The organism is Dyadobacter sp. UC 10 (genome assembly GCF_008369915.1).
In the GTDB taxonomy this organism is placed as follows: domain Bacteria; phylum Bacteroidota; class Bacteroidia; order Cytophagales; family Spirosomataceae; genus Dyadobacter.
Genome location: NZ_VSRN01000001.1, coordinates 476,036 through 493,215, shown reverse-complemented (window position 1 = coordinate 493,215; position 17,180 = coordinate 476,036). Strand labels below are relative to the sequence as shown.

Here is a 17,180-nt window from a genome sequence, read left to right as displayed (position 1 = left end):
TTACTTCTTTAAGTAAAACAGAATTCTAACATCTTGTTCACTCAGAATGGAAACGATACCGAAGGACACCCTGCTTGACTCGCTGAGAATGATGCCGGACGAAATTGAGGTTGAAGAGGTAATAGAGCAGATTCTTTTATTATCCAAAATTGAAAGATCAAGGAAGCAAATTGATAATGGAGAGTCATTCACACACGAAGAAGTAAAGGCACCCTATAAAAAATGGCTGGAATAATATGGTCAAAGGAAGCACGACAGGATTTGGATAATATTTTTCTTTGGCTTGAAAATGAATCTAAATCGTATTCCAGGAGATGGATTAACGAAGTTTTTAAGAAAGTTGACCTGCTCGAAAAATTTCCCGATATGGGCAGACAGATTCCGGAGACGAGAATTGAGAGTATCAGGGAAATTCGCGCTGGTAATTACAGGGTTATTTATAATGCGAGAAAAAATGGTATGGAGATTCTTGCTATCAGGCATAGCTCGCGGCCATTGTCAGAATACTAAAATACACAATGACGATAAACGAGATACAGGACGAACTAATTTCGGATTTTGAATTGTTTGATGATTGGGAAAGCAAGTACGAGTACATCATAGATCTCGGCAAGCAGTTCCCGCCTTTGGAAGAACAATACAAGACTGAGGAAAATATTATTAAAGGGTGCCAGTCCAGGGTTTGGCTGAATGCTTACATGGAAGGTGATCTTTTGAAATTCGAAGCGGACAGTGATGCTATCATCGTCCGCGGGCTGGTAAGTATGCTGGTCAAAGTACTTTCCGGGCATACCCCTGAGGAGGTAGCAAATGCGGATCTTTACTTTATGGAACGCATTGGATTGCATCAGCACCTGGCACAGACAAGGTCGAACGGGCTGGCGGCGATGTTAAAACAAATGAAGGCTTATGGATTTGCGTATCAGGCGAAATCTGTGAATCAGAATTAAGAATCAATCAGATAACAAAGAAAAAATGTCAGATTCAGAGTTGCGGGAAGAAGTTGTAAAGGCCATCAAGACGGTATATGATCCGGAGATTCCTGTAGATGTATACGAACTGGGCCTTATTTACGATCTGAAAGTGTTTCCCGTAAATAACGTGTTCGTTTCCATGACATTAACTTCTCCTTCCTGTCCCTCTGCCGGTACATTGCCCGGTGAAGTGGAGCAAAAGATCAGGGAAGTCGAGGGTGTAAATGACGTAAGCGTCGAGCTTACCTTCGACCCGCCTTATACGACCGAAATGATGTCGGAAGAGGCGAAACTGGAATTAGGATTTATGTAGTAATTGAAGTTCAAATAAGTATAACCATAAAATTTAAAAAATATGTATCCACCACAATTAGTGGCTCCAATGAAAGCTGAGCTTGTTAATGCTGGTTTTCAGGATTTGACAACTGCTGAGGAAGTAGATAATTTCATGCAAAACACCAAGGGAACTGCTTTGGTTGTGATTAATTCAGTTTGCGGCTGTGCGGCTGGTGCGGCGCGTCCGGGTGTGAGAGCGGCACTTTCCCGCAGCGAGATTAAGCCTGATCATCTGGCGACTGTATTTGCAGGTGCAGATGTGGAAGCTACGGCGAAAATGCGTGAGTATACTCTTCCATATCCTCCTTCGTCACCGGCTGTGGCATTGTTTAAAGATGGAGAACTGATCCATTTTGTTGAGCGTCACCACATTGAAGGTCGTTCGGCTGAAATGATCGCCCAACATCTGCAAATGGCATTCGAAGAATTTTGCGCTGAAGAAGCTTAGTTCATAGCGGATAAATTAGTGAAATTCGGCTACTTTCGATTAACTTGGAAGTAGCCGAATCTTTTTTGGCCTTATTAATCAGTACAACATGCGAGGACATCGTTTTTCAAAATACATCCCGGCAGAACAAGGCGCTAACAGTAAGTTTGACCAGCTTTTCGATATTTTTCAGCAATTACTGCTGATGACCTCAGGAGATGTCGGCGAAGCGATGTCCTGGTTGAGCGAACTGGACCGGCAATACAACCTGACCAACGATTCCTACGGAATAGGGGACTTTTTCGATGATCTGAAAAAGAAGGGCTATATCACAGAGGAGCAGCAGGAAGGCGAGAGCAAGCTGATCATGACGCCAAAAGCCGAGAAAAGTATCCGGAAAAGTGCTCTGGATGAAATCTTCGGTAAACTGAAAAGATCAAAAACCGGCGGTAACCATCACACGCCGCATATGGGAGTAGGCGATGAGCTCAGCAGCGATGTTCGCCAGTTTCAGTTTGGGGACACACTGGATCAGATCGCGATGACGGAATCCATCAAAAACGCGCAGGTAAATCATGGGATCGGTGATTTTACATTAATGGAAAATGACCTGGAAGTAGTGGAACGCGAGCAGAAAACCACAACTGCGACGGTTGTGATGATCGATATCAGCCACTCCATGATACTATATGGCGAAGACCGCATTACGCCCGCGAAGAAAGTAGCATTGGCATTGGCCGAGCTGATCCGCAGCAAATACCCCAAAGATTCCCTGGATATTATCGTGTTTGGGAATGATGCCTGGCAGATTCAGATCAAAGATCTTCCGTACCTTGAAGTTGGGCCCTATCACACCAATACAGTAGCGGGCCTGGAACTTGCGATGGATATCCTGCGCCGTAAAAAGACGCGCAATAAGCAGATATTCATGATTACCGATGGGAAACCGACTTGCCTGAAAGAAGGAATCAAATATTACAAAAACAGCTTCGGCCTCGACCGCAAGATCATTAACAAAACCCTGACATTAGCTGCACAATGCCGCAAACTGGACATTCCTGTGACGACATTTATGATTGCGACAGACCCTTATCTGAAACAATTTGTGCAAAACTTCACGCAGGTCAATAATGGCCGCGCTTATTATAGTAATCTGCAGGGACTTGGCGGATTCGTACTGGAAGATTTTCAGAGGAATCGCCGGAAGAACGTTAAATAGATTTCAGTTGGCTATTTTTTGCCAACTGAAATCATATTTGCAAATAACCGGTAAGCCCCGGTAACGCCTGCGGGCAACTCGCGGAAGAAGGACAAGCCGGTGTAGATGTAATGCCCTTTTCCGTATTTCGCATAAAGCACACTTCCTTCTTTTGCGCTTTCAGTTTCATCATTGGCTGAAAAAAGTGCCTGATAGCTCTGCTTATCCCACTCCGCCGCGAAATATAATCCGCGCTCCTGCACCCACCCTTCGAAATCCTTCTGAGTGATCTTGTTTGGCGTATTCAGGATCGGGCTGTCAGGAATCAAAAACCGCATCTCCGCATCTTCCTCAGTTACCCGCTCCCGGCCAAGCTGTATCGGAAACGGTCCGATCTGTTTTACTTTCTGTCCCGGAATCGTGTATTGTACCACCATCGTACCACCATTTTTGACGTATTCCATCAGTTTGCCCTGGTAATTTGCCAGGTACTCTTCAGTATTATAAGCGCGGACACCTACAATAATGGCGTCGAATGTGCTCAGGTCTTTGGCCAGTCCGGCTGCATTGAGCATGGTTACCTGGCAATCCATCTGGCGCAATGCAGTCGGAACGTCGTCGCCTGCTCCCGCAATGTAGCCGATGTTTTTTGCATTTGTTTTTACATCAATTTTTGCAAGCTTCGCCTCGGCAGTCGGGAAAATAGTCTGCGAGGGAATATGGCGGTAGGTGATCGTTTTAATCGATTTGTCAAATGATTTTCCGTCGACAGTAGCCACGGCTTTTAGAGAGACCTCCTGATTTTCAAGTGGCGGCGTGATGATGAAGGAAAGGTATTGCTGCTGATATTTGTTCTCCAGCTTAAATTCAGCAGACCCGGGAACAGACTTCCAGCCCGCAGGAATTTCCGGTTTTACGGTGCCGCTGACATTGTTCTTTTGTGCTTCTACCACCATTGTAACCGTCTTCGGTTCGGCCGATGCGAAAATATAGACGGGCTCGGCAATGGTCGTGGTCACAGCCGGGCGGATTTCAAAGGGTCTGTAAATCTCTCCCTCCGCCGGATCAGCATACTTAAATACCCACGGTCTGGTGAATGTAAATTGCTGACCACCAATCTCAAAAGTATACTTTGTAACAGTTGCCGGGCGATTCTCAGGAAAGCCGATATTCTGCTGATTATCAATTTGGAAAATGCCTTTTTCTATCGGTTTTTCGAGCCAGTATGGTTGGCTGACCGGCAAATCGTCAGGCAACTTAGCTTTGACAGGGAATGCATTCAGCTCGTTTTGATTTAATGCAAGATTAATTGAGCTGTCTTTTTTACTTCCGATCCAACCAAGCGAAATTAGCTTGACGGGATAATCCGATCGCTTTACCACTGAAACATTAACAGCGGCTACATCTCCTGCAACCGCCGAAAAATCTGCCGGGTTTGTTTCAAACCAAAGCCCGGCACATTGCGCGATCAAATCGCGGATCTCTTCTTTCTTTGCTTTTACATATATATTGGAAGAATCAAGCCGATTGAGTTCTGCATTGATTTTCAAGAGGTCATTGATGGATGCGGAAGGCTTATTTACCGAGAAATTTTTGATTGCCGACAAAACAAGCGCCTGCACTTTTTCGCTTCCCTTCACGCGTTTCCAGCTGATGTCCACCTGGTCAAATAGATTTTTGTCAGCAGGCTGGCCTACTTTGTGTAGAAAGAAATCAATCCGGTCGCCACGTTGAGGCGCACTTCCAAATCCCTGGCTTTTATGCTGGCTGCGGCTTTCCGCTGCAATCTCTGTATAAGATTTGCCCAAAACCGGATTATAACCGCCTATTTCGATGGATATGAAAGGCGTTTTTTCTTCTTCCGGCTTTTTGTTTGTAAATCCAGGCGTGTAGGTATTCCAAACCAGCCTTTTGGCCTGCCAGGGTTTTACGAATTTAAGCTGATCTGGATATGCATTTGGATCGGCTGCCATTTTAAAACCTTCTTCGGCCAGGTAAGCCGAAGTCTGATGGTGCCCATGCCCGGCCCTCGGATCTGGCGGGAAGCGGGTAATAATTACATCAGGCTGGAATTTGCGGATCATCCACACGACATCTCCCTGCACTTTTTCAGCGTCCCAGAAGTGAAGTGTTTCGTCCCGGGTTTTGGAAAAACCGAAATCGTAAGCACGGGAGAAAAATTGCTGCGCACCGTCGATTCTTCTTGCGCCCAGCAGTTCCTGGGTTCTGATTACGCCGATATTGTAACCTTGTTCCGCGCCGATCAGGTTCTGGCCGCCATCGCCTCTTGTCAGGGAAAGATAGCCGGTCCTCACCATTTGATCCTTGGATAAATAGGAGAGCATCAGCGTATTCTCGTCATCGGGGTGGGCTGCAATATAAAGTACCGAACCCAGTACATTAAGTTTTTTGATATTTTGAAAAATCTCGCTGGATGAAAGTGAAGGAACTTGTGCGGAGAGGTTAGCGGCAAAAAGAAGGAACAGAAAAATAAAGGATCTGCGCATCGGTAGTTGGGTTAAGGGGCTTGGCGGAAAGTCACAAAGTCCAGGTCAAAACATAATCGTCAAAAGTATCATAAGCTATTTCCAGCTTTTCTGCTTTGCCCTGATTTAAAATGAAAACTTCAAATTGCCCGTTTTGGTTGCTTTTGAATCGCTTTATCGTCAGGTGTTTTTTTAGATTAAGGTCGGCGTTGCCGGCATATTTGAATGCAGATTCTTTCGCCGACCACAGCAGGTGCAATAATAAATTATCGTGTATATCGATCCATTCCTGTTCTTCCGCGTTCAAAAAATAGTCAATTCCTTTTGAAATCGAGGGTTTCATCTGTTGAATATCTATTCCTACCGATTTCGATTTATTCAAATAAACAGCTGCATAATCACCCGAATGCGACATAGAAAGCTGATAATCAGTACCCGGCAGATAAGGTTTCCGGTTTGTATCGTGGCGGATGACCGGGGGATTACCGGTCATGTTTTCCAGAAGAATACGGCAGGAAAGCCACTCCGTTTTCCTTCTGTCCTTTTCGATCAGATCCAGCGCCTGGAATTCTTCCGCCGGGAGATTGACGTGTATTTTCAGCTCCTGCCAGGATTCTGCCATTCGCCACATTCCCAGCTGCGCGCCGGCTGAAATGGTTTTTATGTAACAGATCCCCATTTATTGTTAATTTTGATGGTAAAACCGCCTGTTTAAGACAGGCAGCGCTTCGAATATTGTATGTGGCCAAAAAACAAAATAGCAAGATCCGCCCTCAAAGCATTCTCTGTTATCCTGCTGGTTATCGCCGTGCTATTCGGCCTTTTTGTTTGGCGGATCAGCGTGCCGGCTCCAGAAACTGAAAGTAATAAAACTCCCGAAAGTTACAAACGCGTGCAGCTGGGGAAAGATCATTATGCAGTGGATAATTGCTGGTTGAGAAAGAACGAGCATGGGATCTGGGAAATGTACCTGGAAGGCACGCCTTATGAGCGAGGCCTGATTTACGGTGTGCTGGCAAAGGAACTGATGGAAAAACAGGAAGTGCACTTCATCGGCCAAATTAATGAACTGATCCCGAATGTGGTTTTTTTGCAGGTACTGAGAGGGTTTGTAGGGTGGTTTAACAAGGATATTTATAAATATATTCCGGAGGAAAATCAGCAGGAGATTTACGGCGTATCGCAGTCCTTTTCAGATAAATTCAATTATCTGGCCCCGAAATATTACCGGATACTGAACTACCACGCTGCGCACGACATCGGCCACGCGCTGACGGATATGAATGTGGTAGTAGGCTGTACTTCGTTTGCAGTAAATAATGGCCTTTCAAGTGATTCGACGCTTTTGATCGCCCGGAACTTCGATTTTTATATGGGCGATGCATTTGCCGAAGACAAGCTGATCGTTTTCATGAAGCCCGACAAAGGCTACAAGTTCGCATCCTACTCCTGGGCGGGATTGACTGGTGTAGTTTCCGGAATGAATGAAAAAGGTATTACAGTTACGTTAAATGCTGCCAAATCAGATATTCCGTTTACCGCGAAAGAACCTATATCCATTCTGGCGCGTGAAATTCTGCAATATGCGTCTACCATTGAAGAAGCTACTAAAATTGCACAGCGAAGCGAAACCTTCGTATCGGAATCCTTGCTGATTGGCTCGGCTGCTGATCGGAAAGCTGTTATTATTGAAAAGTCGCCCAAGAAAATGGATGTATACGAATCGGGACAGGACTATCTGGTTTGCGCCAACCATTACCAGGGACCCGCTTTTGAAGCAGATTCTGTGAATATCAAAAACATTGCTGATTCGGATTCCAAATCGCGTTTCGACCGGATGAACCAGTTGATGAAACGGTCTTACCCGCTCGATGTGCAGGATGCAGTTGCGATTTTGAGAGATAAAAAAGGGCTGGACGATAAATTTATCGGATACGGAAATGCAAAGTCGCTGAACCAGCTGATCGCGCACCACGGGATTTTATTCAAACCAGAAAAAAAGGAAATGTGGATTTCTGCGCCTCCTTACCAGTTAGGGGAATTCATACATTATGATCTGGATGCTGTTTTTTCAGGCAAAGGAAAGCTACCGGGAAAAGATTCACTGCTGATTGAAAAAGACCCTTTCCTGGAATCTGACGACTATAAGCGTTTTGAAGCATTTAAAACAACAAGGCAGAAAATCAATAAGTATATTTTGATGGGCAATCCGTTCGAGCTGACGACGGATGCTGAGCTGGATTTTGTAAAAAATAACCCGAAAAGTTACGTTACCTATTTGTCGCTGGGAGATTATTTCAAAACGAGGGGAAACGGTAAAAAAGCTGTCAAATATTATCAGGAAGCATTAAAATACGACGTATCTTCTGTTCAGGAAGAGCGCGCCATTAAAGGCAAAATAGCCGAAGCCAGCAAAGTGAAATACGGACCGTTCGTCTCAAAAAAGGATTCACAATGACCAAAATAGCCTACCGCGAAGCGCAGGAGAACCAGCTCAAATACCTGCTATCCTACGTCAGCGATCATTCTCCCTATTACCAGAAAGTATTCCGAGAGCGGGGCGTCGATATTGAAACCATTTTAAATATCGAAGATCTTGGCGTGCTTCCGTTTACTACCAAAGATGACCTTGCTGCCGCGAATGATGATTTCTTGTGCGTGCCCAAAAGCAGGATTGCCGATTTTGTCACCACTTCGGGCACATTAAGTGACCCCGTCGCTTTTTACCTGACCGATTCGGATATTGAAAGACTGGCGACCAATGAAGCGGAATCCTTCAAATGCGCAGATGGTACGGAGCAGGATATTTATCAGCTGATGACTACCATCGACCGCAGGTTTATGGCCGGGCTGGCTTATTGGATGGGTGCGAGAAAAATGGGCGCAGGAATGATCCGGGTGGGGCCGGGCGCGCCTTTTCTGCAGTGGGAATCGATCCAGCGCTTTTCTCCGACGGTAATTATTGCAATACCTTCTTTTATCCCGCGACTGATCGATTACGCGATCGCAAACGAAATTGATTTTCGATCTTCAACCATTAAATCCATTATTTGTATTGGCGAGCCTATCCGCAATCCTGATTTTTCTTATAATGAGTTGGGTAAACGGATCACTTCTCAATGGAACGTCAGGCTCTATTCCACTTATGCTTCCACGGAGATGGGTGCTGCATTCACGGAATGCGGTGAGGGGAAGGGCGGGCATCTGAACCCTGAGTTACTTGTACTGGAAGTAGTCGATGAAGATGATCAGGCTGTTGCAGAAGGTGGGTTAGGGGAGGTGGTGATCACAACATTGGGCGTGGAGGGAATGCCTTTGATACGCTATCGTACGGGGGATCTGTGTCATGTATATTATAGTCCGTGCGCGTGTGGCCGCACGAGTCCGCGGCTTGGACCGGTAATGGGCCGGAAGCAGCAGATGATCAAGTTCAAGGGGACCACGATTTTCCCGCCCGCGATCTTCGACGTGCTGGATATGGTAAAGGAAATAGAGCTGTATCAGGTTGTTGTTTCGAAAAATGAATTTGGGAACGACGAGATTACTATCCTGCTGGCCATGCACTTACAAACAGCTGTATTCCGTGAAATGCTGCATTCGTTGTTCAAATCGAAGCTCCGCGTGACGCCCCTTTTTGAGTTTATAACCGCTGAAGAACTTACTTTCCGAATCTTCCGCCAGGAAAAACGCAAACCTGAAAAATTGATATATATTTGAACCCTATCAATTTTAACTCAAAATTAGTCCATGAAAAAGTTCGTTTTTGCATCCGTAATAGCTATCGGTGCGCTGATTATGAATGAAACAAATGCGCAGCGGGTAGAGCTTCGCTCGGGAGATGTCGGCGTATTGTCCGGTCAGAAAACTGTCAATATCGAGTATGATTATTCCAGTTTCGGAGTAGGTAAGTTTGCAACCGAACAGGAGTATCTTGATAAAAAAACTGCGGAATATAATTCGAAAGAATCCGGGAAGGGCGATGCATGGAAAAAGGCATGGGTGGATGATCGGAAGAACCGTTTCGAGCCTAAGTTTGAAGAGCTTTTCAACAAAGGCTTAGGTGAAAAAGGGTTGCAGGTTATTCAATCGCGGCCGGATGCAACTTACACAATGATCGTGCGGACCAAGTTCGTCGAACCAGGTTTCAATGTAGGGGTGATGCGTAAGAATGCATACGTGGATTACGAGATCGACATCGTTGAATCGGCTAATAAATCGACCAAAGTGGCGGAGCTGGGCATGCGCAATGTACCTGGTGCCATGGCGATGGGAATGGATTTCGATACCGGATCACGCCTTGCAGAGTCTTATGCGAAAGCAGGAAAAACGCTGTCGGCATTTCTTGACAAGAAGCTTAAATAGTCGTTCACTTCAATATATCACGTTATGAGAAAGTTATTACTTTTTGCAGTGCTCTTATGCAATGCAGGCGCGGTTCTGGCGGACAATACCATGGCGGATTTGTTTGCAGGAAAAACTAGGCTAGTCTTCCTGGGCCTTGACTTTACGCAGGCGAAGTACGTTGGCGGAGCAGGCTTTACGGATCCTGCGGCTATCCAGAACCAGCACATGGTAAGCTGGAATAACCTGATCGAAATGGAGCCGAAGAAATTTTCACTTCAGAAAGCGTTCAACCTGAATGATGATCGGTACGTTTCCAAAGTAGGGGATATGGTCAAGCTGAATAAGTCTGTCAATGTGGCTGAGAATATCACGGAAACCGAACACACGATCACGGAGGACCAGGCTAAAAAATCGGTGGCTAAATATGACCTGAGCGAGACAGACGGGGTTGGACTTGTTTATGTCGTGGAAAGCCTCAGTAAGACCGCCGAACGAATGAGCGCATGGGTAACTTTTATCGACCTCAAAACAAAAAAAGTCCTTTATACCGAGCGTGTTGAAGGAAAAGCAGGCGGGTTCGGATTTAGAAATTACTGGGCCGGGGGCGTTTACAAGATCAATCAGGAGATTGATTCGAAGCTTTACAAAAAGTGGAGCAAATCTTTTAAAGGGTAAAAAGTAGTCGGAATTGCTTATTTTTAAAAATCTGAATCTATTACCGATACCATATCGTTACCTGATGAGCTGTGATTTGTTTGCCGCTTCGGCGAACACTTCACAGCTTACTGCTTAATTTGATGACCCATTGTGAAAATTTTAACCTTGATCCTCTCAGGTGTTCTTTCGTTATTTTTATCCGGTTGCGGTAAGATGCTTTACCGTTCGGCAGAGAAAGCTTATCATGAGGGATTGAAGGACCAGCCTTACGATGCGATTATTGTTCCGGGTTTTCCATATGACGGCCAGAAATGGGACATGGTCTTACAGCTCCGGATTCATTGGGCGCATTACCTTTATGCCAAAGGGTATACCAAAAACATCATTTTCTCTGGCTCGGCAGTAGCTACCAAATACATTGAAAGCCGCGTCATGGCCAATTACGCCGAGGCGCTCGGTGTGCCGCGTGAGCATATTTTTACAGAAGAAAGAGCCGAACACAGTACTGAAAATATATACTATGCTTACCGGCTGGCCAGGGATAAAGGCTTCACAAAGATTGCGCTGTCGACTGACCCGATACAGACAAGCTATATGAGGCGCTTCATCAAGCGGTTCGAATTGCCGATAGGCTTGTTGCCCACGGTGATCGATACGGTAAAAACACTCAATGTTTACGAGCCGAAAATTGATCCCTCCAATGCAATTAAGGAGAATTTTCAGAAGCTTTCGGACAGGGAGAATTTTTTTCAGCGTTTTAAAGGAACAATGGGAAAGTATATTGAATGGCACGAGGAAGATTTGAAAAAGAAAAAATTCAGGCGAAAATTTAAAGACCGGATGATCCCCTCTTCTCCGGGCAGTCAGGAACCATAAAAGTTAGTAATGAAAAGAGAATTGTCTGCCGTTGAGGCCAAGTATGAAGCACAAAAGATAGCGTTCGGGCCGATGTATTTTCAGTCTGTCATCGCATTGCGGGATTTGGGCATCCTGCAATTTATAGGCGACCACAGAAAAGGTGTTTCGATAGATACCATTGTCGAAAAGCTGGAAGCTTCGGAATACAGCGTCCATTTGTTGCTGGAAGCAGCTGAAATCCTGGGTGTGGTGGAAATGGAAGAAGGGATTGTCAGGATTTCTAAAGTCGGCTTTTTCCTTCTGAAGGATGAAATGACCAGGGTCAACATGAATTTCATGAACGACGTTTGCTATCTGGGCGCAAAAAACATGACTGAAAGCTTCGTCAACGGCAAGCCGGAAGGATTGAAAACATTAGGTGACTGGCCCACGATCTATCAGGGACTTTCTATACTTCCCGAGCCAGCCAAAACTTCCTGGTTCGAGTTCGATCACTACTATTCGGACAATGCTTTTCCGGATGCTTTGAAGATCGTGTTCAGAAAAAACCCGAAGCTGCTATTTGACATCGGCGGGAATACCGGGAAATGGTCGTTTGCCTGCTGCGACCACGACCCCAATGTCAGGATTAAGATACTCGATTTGCCCGTCCAGCTCAAAGTCGCGAAGGCAAATGCGACTGAAAAAAAACTGCTGGACCGGATTGATTTTCACGCGATCGACCTGCTGGACACTGCCCAGAAAATTCCTCAGGGTGCGGATGTAATATGGATGAGCCAGTTCCTGGACTGTTTCTCGAAGGAACAAATCGTACAGATTCTTGAAAATGCCTGCCAGGCAGCGTCCGAAAACACTACTATTTTTATTCTGGAACCATTTTTTGATAACCAGAATTATCCTGCTGCACATTACAGCCTGGTAGCAACGTCCCTCTATTTTACCATTATGGCCAACGGCAACAGCAAGATGTACCGGATCGGCGTAATGAAAGAACTGGTCGAAAAGGCGGGTCTCGAAGTAATTGAAACTTATCCGCTGATCGGCGATAGCTATCATACCATTCTGGAGTGCAGGAAAAGGCGGCAGGCCTAATCCGTTTTAGAATATTAATCGTAGATAGCAAGTTATGAAGGCCAGTTTAATCGCTTATTTAATGTCTTGTCTGATATTATTAAGCTCCTTTGAGATCTCAAAGATTGACAAAGCTTCGTTTTATGAGGCATTTTCATCCGGTGAAGAGGCAGCGATAGACAGAAAAATCGTGCAGCTTGAATCTGAAAAATCTACGTCTCAAAACAATGCCTACATCGGCGCATTGACAATGAAAAAGGCAGGGTTTGTAAAGGGGGTTAAAGGAAAAGTGAGTACTTTCAAAAAAGGAGCCCACCTGCTGGAAGAGGAAATCAAACAAAATCCCGGCAATGTGGAATTCAGGTTTTTGAGATTGGCAGTTCAGGAGCATGCACCTTCTATATTAAAGTATAACAAGCAGATCGATGAAGACAAGCAAGAGGTAGTAGCATCCTTTGCAAAGCTGGACGAAGAGGTTAAAGCAATTGTGGTCAATTATGCGAAGGATTCGAAAGTGCTTAAACCTGCTGAATTGAAATAAAAAAATGGATGATTGTTAAATGGCGAAAATATTAGTTGTTAATTATTCTCAAACGGGCCAGCTGAATGAAATTATCGACCAGTTTGTACTACCATTTGACCCCTCAGATATAGAGCGGCTGCACGTTCATCCAGCCATACCTTTTGTGTTTCCCTGGACTACCGACGAGTTCTTTGACAAAATGCCGGAGTGCGTTCTGGAAGAAACTATTGAATTGCAGCCTCTCCATTTTAGCACAACCCATTACGACCTTATTGTACTGGGGTACCAGCCGTGGTTTCTTTCACCTTCGCCACCTGTTACGTCTCTTCTCAAATTGCCCGAGTTTAAGGCTTTGCTCAACAATACCCCTGTGATTACGGTAATTGGTGGGCGGAATATGTGGCTCAATTCTCAGGAAAGTGTCAAAAAACTGATCGCGGCAGCAGGCGGCAAGTTGGTTGCCAATGTTCCGTTAATGGACAGGACTTCTAATCTGGTCAGTGCCGTGACGATCCTGCATTGGATGCTGAATGGCCGTAAAGACAGAAAATGGGGAGTTTTTCCGATGCCCGGAGTCAGTAAGGAGGATATTGAAGGCAGTTCGCGGTTCGGGGCTATCGCGAAAAGCGCCTTTGACAGCGGGCACTTCGGTCATTTGCAGGAAAAAATGCTCGCAACAGGATTAATCGAAATCCCGACTGATATTTTATTTATCGAACAGCGCGCGAAGAAACTTTTCAAAATATGGGCCAATCTCATTAAAAAGAAGGGCACTACACCGGCCAGGCGAAAAAGGTTGGTCGGATTTTTCAAATATTACCTGTTGATTGCGTTATTTATGGTAGCGCCTTTGCTTCTTTTTGTGTACAATTTGCTGATAGCGCCATTTACCGGAAATAAGATTAAGAAGAAAAAAGAATACTTTTGTGGTGTTGAAACCAAATAATAATGTCAGAAGCATATATTACAAGAATTGCCAAATTTTTACCGAATAAGTCCGTTTCGAATGAAGAAATGGAAGAGTATTTAGGATATATTAATGGTAAACCCTCGAAATCAAAAGCAATCGTTTTACGTAATAACGGGATAAAAAGTAGGTATTACGCACTTACGAGAGATGGCGCAGTCACGCATACCAATGCAGAAATGGCAGCGGAAGCGGTAAAAGGGTTGTTTCAGGACAACCCGGGCGATATGGCTGAAATGGATCTCCTGAGTTGCGCTACCTCAAGTCCCGATCAGCTGATGCCATCGCACGGTTCAATGGTTCATGGAAGCTTGCCTGAAACAGGACCGATTGAGGTAGTTTCACCGTCGGGCGTTTGCTGTGCTGGCATGCACGCGTTTAAGTATGCCTACATGGTTGTGAAACTGGGTGAAAAGAAAAAAGCAGTTTCCTGCGCTTCCGAGCGGCTTTCCTCTGTTCTGAAGGCCGATCAGTTTGAAGAAGAAATTCAGCAGCTGCAGCGGCTTGAACAAAATCCATATCTGGCTTTCGAAAAGGATTTTTTGAGATGGATGCTTTCCGACGGGGCAGGGGCCTTCCTGGTGGAGCCCAAGCCGAATACAGAGGGGATTTCACTGAAAATAGATTGGATAGAGGGGTGTTCCTATGCGAATGAGGAGGAGGCCTGCATGTATATGGGTGCCGATAAGCTGGAAGGCGGAACGTTAAAAAGCTATAAGGATTATTCAATTGAGGAAATAAAAGAGCATTCTGTTTTGAGTATTAAGCAGGATGTCAAGTTGTTAGGAGAGAAAATAGTTAAACTGGGATTTGCGAAGCTGAAAGAGATCATGCAAGCGAAAGGGCTGACCATGAACGATGTGAGCTACTTTCTGCCGCATTTGTCCAGCTACTTTTTCGAGAACAAGATTGATGATTTTTTTAAAGAAAATGGGATGGAAATCCCGAAAGAGAAATGGTATACCAATTTGGTTACCAAGGGAAATGTGGGGGCTGCGTCTATTTATATGATGCTGGAAGAGGTATTTAACAGCGGCGCGTTGAAAAAGGGTGAAAAAATTCTGCTCGCGGTTCCCGAAAGTTCACGTTTCTCCTACATGTTTTGTTTATTGACTGTGTGTTAAAAACGGCACTTTACAATGAAAAAGGAAGACCTTCCCCAGGATACAGGTGCGCTGGATAAATTTACCAGAGAAGTGTGCTACGTCAAAAATGAAGACGGTAAGTATGAAACTGCATTAAGTAAGGGTTGGGAGGTCAAGAAGCTGGCACTTGATAGTGCCTGGGAGAACGTAAACGAGCGTGTGGAAGAGGCGAGGCTGGCGGTGGCAAACGGAGAAAAAAGCCCGATTTTTTATTTTATGGAACTTCGGCTGATGGATCTGCCGGTACTATCAGGGTACACCGGCTTCTTCCCGTTTTTTATCAGAAGGCATTTGAAGCCCGCCATATTCCAGAAATTGAGCGACCGGAAGCTTGAAAAATATGCCCGGGCGTTTGATATCACAGTTGATAATTTGAAAAATTTTAAAGGTTGAGCCAGTGAAGGTCGATAGTCAAACGGATGAATTCCACCACGTTCAAACAGCGCACTGTGAGAACGGGGTAACCACGGCTTTGCTGCGCTATCATGGGCTGGACTTTATGACCGAGCCGCTTGCATTCGGGATGGGGTCGGGCCTTTTTTATATTCAAATTCCGTTTTTAACAGTTAATAACGGTCCCGCGATTTCGTTCAGGACGATGCCAGGCGCGATATTCAAGAGGACCTGCAAATCTCTGGGTGTGGAGGTTACCCGCAAGAAATTTTCTAATCCGGCAGCTGCAGAAGCTTTCTTAGACCAAAAAGTAAGAGAAGGTATTCCGGTTGGGTGCCAGGTTGGTGTTTTTCACCTCACCTATTTTCCCAAAGAATACCGGTTTCATTTCAATGCCCATAACCTCATCGTTTTTGGGAGTGAAGCTGATCGCTACATGGTCAGTGATCCGGTAATGGAAGACGTTACGTCACTTTCCCGCGAGGAATTGTCGCGCGTCCGGTTTGCACAGGGGCCGCTCGCTCCGAAGGGGCATATTTATTTCCCCGAAAGCGTCAAACCAATTTCCGACGACATGATCCGCAAAGGAATTGTAAAAGGTATTAACCGCAATGTGCGCGATATGCTGCGTATTCCGGGAAATTTTGCGGGCGTTGATGGGATCAGGCATACTTCAAACCACATCAGAAAATGGCGTGACAAGCTCGGCTTAAAAAAAGCCAGTCTTTATCTCGGCCAGATTGTTAGAATGCAGGAAGAGATCGGCACAGGCGGCGGCGGCTTTCGCTTTTTGTACGGAGCGTTTCTGGAAGAAGCTGCTGCTTACATGCAGGACGACAGGCTGGTGCAGGTTTCGGAGGATTTTACGAAAGCCGGCGATATGTGGCGGGCGAGTGCGATTAAAATGGCCGGTGTGTACAAAGGCCGGCTTACTGAGCAAAAAGATTTCAATGAAATAGCAGATATGTTGTTGGATATCAGGTTGGTGGAAAAGGAAGCGTTTCAGAAACTTTCCAGACTAAACCTCGGGAAGTGATTAAAATGATGGAAGCAGCCGATCAGACATGTATAGAAATCCAGCATGTTTCAAAAAAATACAAAGGTGCTCAGGAGAATAGCCTTACGGATGTTTCCTTACAGATCCTGACAGGCGATGTATTTGGCCTGCTCGGGCCCAACGGTGCAGGAAAAACAACACTGATCTCAATTTTATGTGGCATCGTCCCGGCGTCTTCAGGAGATGTCAGTTTCTTTGTTGGGGGCCAGTCGCTTTCTGAGCCTCAGAGGAAAAGCAGGATTGGTTTTGTGCCGCAGGAATATGCCTTCTATCAGGAACTAACACCCCGTCAGAATTTCGACTATTTTGGAGCCATGTACAATATTCCCAGGAAGCAGCTCGAACAGCGGCGGGAATATCTGCTGGAAGTGCTGGGACTTTCGAAAGCTTCCGACAATAAGGTTGAAACTTTTTCCGGCGGTATGAAAAGGCGTGTGAACCTGGCGATAGGGATCATTCACGAGCCGGCCATTCTCTTTCTCGATGAGCCCACAGTGGGTGTTGATGTGCAGAGCAGGAATGCGATTATCCGGTACCTGCAATCGGTTAATGAAGCCGGTACAACCATTATTTATACTTCCCATCACATGTCCGAAGCCGAGGAATTCTGCAAAAACATCGCTTTGATAGACCATGGTAAGGTTATTGCTAAAGGAGGCATTCAGGCATTAAAGAGTGAGCATAATGTTTCCAGCCTGCAATCACTATTTATCAACCTGACCGGAGAGGCGTACAGGGACTAAG

At 45.4% G+C, this 17,180-nt stretch carries 20 protein-coding genes; 18 read left to right on the top strand and 2 right to left on the bottom strand.

Features of this window, described 5'->3' with window-relative positions; translation table 11 throughout:
• The first annotated feature begins 46 nt into the window (after window positions 1-46).
• From FXO21_RS01775 to FXO21_RS01750, 6 genes are all read left to right on the top strand, one after another.
• Window positions 47-235: a hypothetical protein gene (locus tag FXO21_RS01775; RefSeq protein ID WP_149638486.1), complete on the top strand. Its 189-nt coding sequence runs from the start codon at window positions 47-49 to the stop codon at window positions 233-235.
• Complete coding sequence (locus FXO21_RS01770; RefSeq protein WP_149638485.1) at window positions 223-510, top strand: type II toxin-antitoxin system RelE/ParE family toxin; 288 nt, start codon at window positions 223-225, stop codon at window positions 508-510. Before FXO21_RS01775 ends, FXO21_RS01770 begins: the two co-directional genes overlap by 13 nt.
• Window positions 511-518: 8 nt before the next feature.
• The gene (locus FXO21_RS01765; protein WP_149638484.1) at window positions 519-950 is read left to right on the top strand and encodes a SufE family protein; all 432 of its coding nucleotides are present in this window, start codon (window positions 519-521) and stop codon (window positions 948-950) included.
• Between the two features lie 25 nt (window positions 951-975).
• The gene (locus FXO21_RS01760; protein ID WP_031527608.1) at window positions 976-1,287 is read left to right on the top strand and encodes an SUF system Fe-S cluster assembly protein; all 312 of its coding nucleotides are present in this window, start codon (window positions 976-978) and stop codon (window positions 1,285-1,287) included.
• 42 nt (window positions 1,288-1,329) lie between these two features.
• On the top strand, window positions 1,330-1,758 hold the full coding sequence (locus FXO21_RS01755) for a BrxA/BrxB family bacilliredoxin (protein WP_149638483.1): 429 nt from the start codon (window positions 1,330-1,332) through the stop codon (window positions 1,756-1,758).
• An 88-nt stretch (window positions 1,759-1,846) separates the two neighbouring features.
• Complete coding sequence (locus FXO21_RS01750; protein ID WP_149638482.1) at window positions 1,847-2,956, top strand: vWA domain-containing protein; 1,110 nt, start codon at window positions 1,847-1,849, stop codon at window positions 2,954-2,956.
• A gap of 11 nt (window positions 2,957-2,967) precedes the next feature.
• Here FXO21_RS01750 and FXO21_RS01745 read toward each other — a convergent pair whose 3' ends face one another.
• On the bottom strand, window positions 2,968-5,442 hold the full coding sequence (locus tag FXO21_RS01745; RefSeq protein ID WP_149638481.1) for a PIG-L family deacetylase: 2,475 nt from the start codon (window positions 5,440-5,442) through the stop codon (window positions 2,968-2,970).
• 31 nt (window positions 5,443-5,473) lie between these two features.
• Entirely contained in the window at window positions 5,474-6,100 is a 627-nt protein-coding gene (locus tag FXO21_RS01740; RefSeq protein ID WP_149638480.1) for a 4'-phosphopantetheinyl transferase family protein, read from the bottom strand.
• 60 nt (window positions 6,101-6,160) lie between these two features.
• Between FXO21_RS01740 and FXO21_RS01735 the strand changes: the two genes are divergently transcribed.
• The 12 genes from FXO21_RS01735 (at window position 6,161) to FXO21_RS01680 (ending at window position 17,179) form a co-directional block, all read left to right on the top strand.
• Window positions 6,161-7,879, top strand: coding sequence for a C45 family autoproteolytic acyltransferase/hydolase (locus FXO21_RS01735; protein WP_149638479.1), 1,719 nt, complete (start codon window positions 6,161-6,163; stop codon window positions 7,877-7,879).
• On the top strand, window positions 7,876-9,138 hold the full coding sequence (locus tag FXO21_RS01730; protein WP_149638478.1) for a phenylacetate--CoA ligase family protein: 1,263 nt from the start codon (window positions 7,876-7,878) through the stop codon (window positions 9,136-9,138). Before FXO21_RS01735 ends, FXO21_RS01730 begins: the two co-directional genes overlap by 4 nt.
• 30 nt (window positions 9,139-9,168) lie before the next feature.
• Complete coding sequence (locus tag FXO21_RS01725) at window positions 9,169-9,783, top strand: hypothetical protein (protein ID WP_149638477.1); 615 nt, start codon at window positions 9,169-9,171, stop codon at window positions 9,781-9,783.
• Between the two features lie 24 nt (window positions 9,784-9,807).
• The gene (locus tag FXO21_RS01720) at window positions 9,808-10,440 is read left to right on the top strand and encodes a hypothetical protein (RefSeq protein WP_149638476.1); all 633 of its coding nucleotides are present in this window, start codon (window positions 9,808-9,810) and stop codon (window positions 10,438-10,440) included.
• 195 nt (window positions 10,441-10,635) lie between these two features.
• Window positions 10,636-11,298, top strand: coding sequence for a YdcF family protein (locus FXO21_RS01715; RefSeq protein WP_149643324.1), 663 nt, complete (start codon window positions 10,636-10,638; stop codon window positions 11,296-11,298).
• A 9-nt stretch (window positions 11,299-11,307) separates the two neighbouring features.
• Window positions 11,308-12,372, top strand: a complete 1,065-nt coding sequence (locus tag FXO21_RS01710; protein WP_149638475.1) for a methyltransferase — start codon at window positions 11,308-11,310, stop codon at window positions 12,370-12,372.
• A 34-nt stretch (window positions 12,373-12,406) separates the two neighbouring features.
• The gene (locus tag FXO21_RS01705) at window positions 12,407-12,892 is read left to right on the top strand and encodes a hypothetical protein (RefSeq protein ID WP_225865529.1); all 486 of its coding nucleotides are present in this window, start codon (window positions 12,407-12,409) and stop codon (window positions 12,890-12,892) included.
• Window positions 12,893-12,911: 19 nt separating this feature from the next.
• A complete protein-coding gene (locus FXO21_RS01700) occupies window positions 12,912-13,820 on the top strand; it encodes a hypothetical protein (RefSeq protein WP_149638474.1) in 909 nt (302 codons plus the stop codon).
• Between the two features lie 2 nt (window positions 13,821-13,822).
• Window positions 13,823-14,965 (top strand): beta-ketoacyl-ACP synthase III, encoded by a 1,143-nt coding sequence (locus FXO21_RS01695; RefSeq protein WP_149638473.1) that lies wholly within the window; start codon window positions 13,823-13,825, stop codon window positions 14,963-14,965.
• A gap of 15 nt (window positions 14,966-14,980) precedes the next feature.
• Window positions 14,981-15,379, top strand: coding sequence for a hypothetical protein (locus FXO21_RS01690; RefSeq protein WP_149638472.1), 399 nt, complete (start codon window positions 14,981-14,983; stop codon window positions 15,377-15,379).
• Window positions 15,380-15,383: 4 nt separating this feature from the next.
• Complete coding sequence (locus FXO21_RS01685) at window positions 15,384-16,415, top strand: BtrH N-terminal domain-containing protein (protein WP_149638471.1); 1,032 nt, start codon at window positions 15,384-15,386, stop codon at window positions 16,413-16,415.
• Between the two features lie 5 nt (window positions 16,416-16,420).
• On the top strand, window positions 16,421-17,179 hold the full coding sequence (locus FXO21_RS01680) for an ABC transporter ATP-binding protein (protein WP_225865899.1): 759 nt from the start codon (window positions 16,421-16,423) through the stop codon (window positions 17,177-17,179).
• The last annotated feature ends 1 nt before the right edge of the window (window position 17,180 follow it).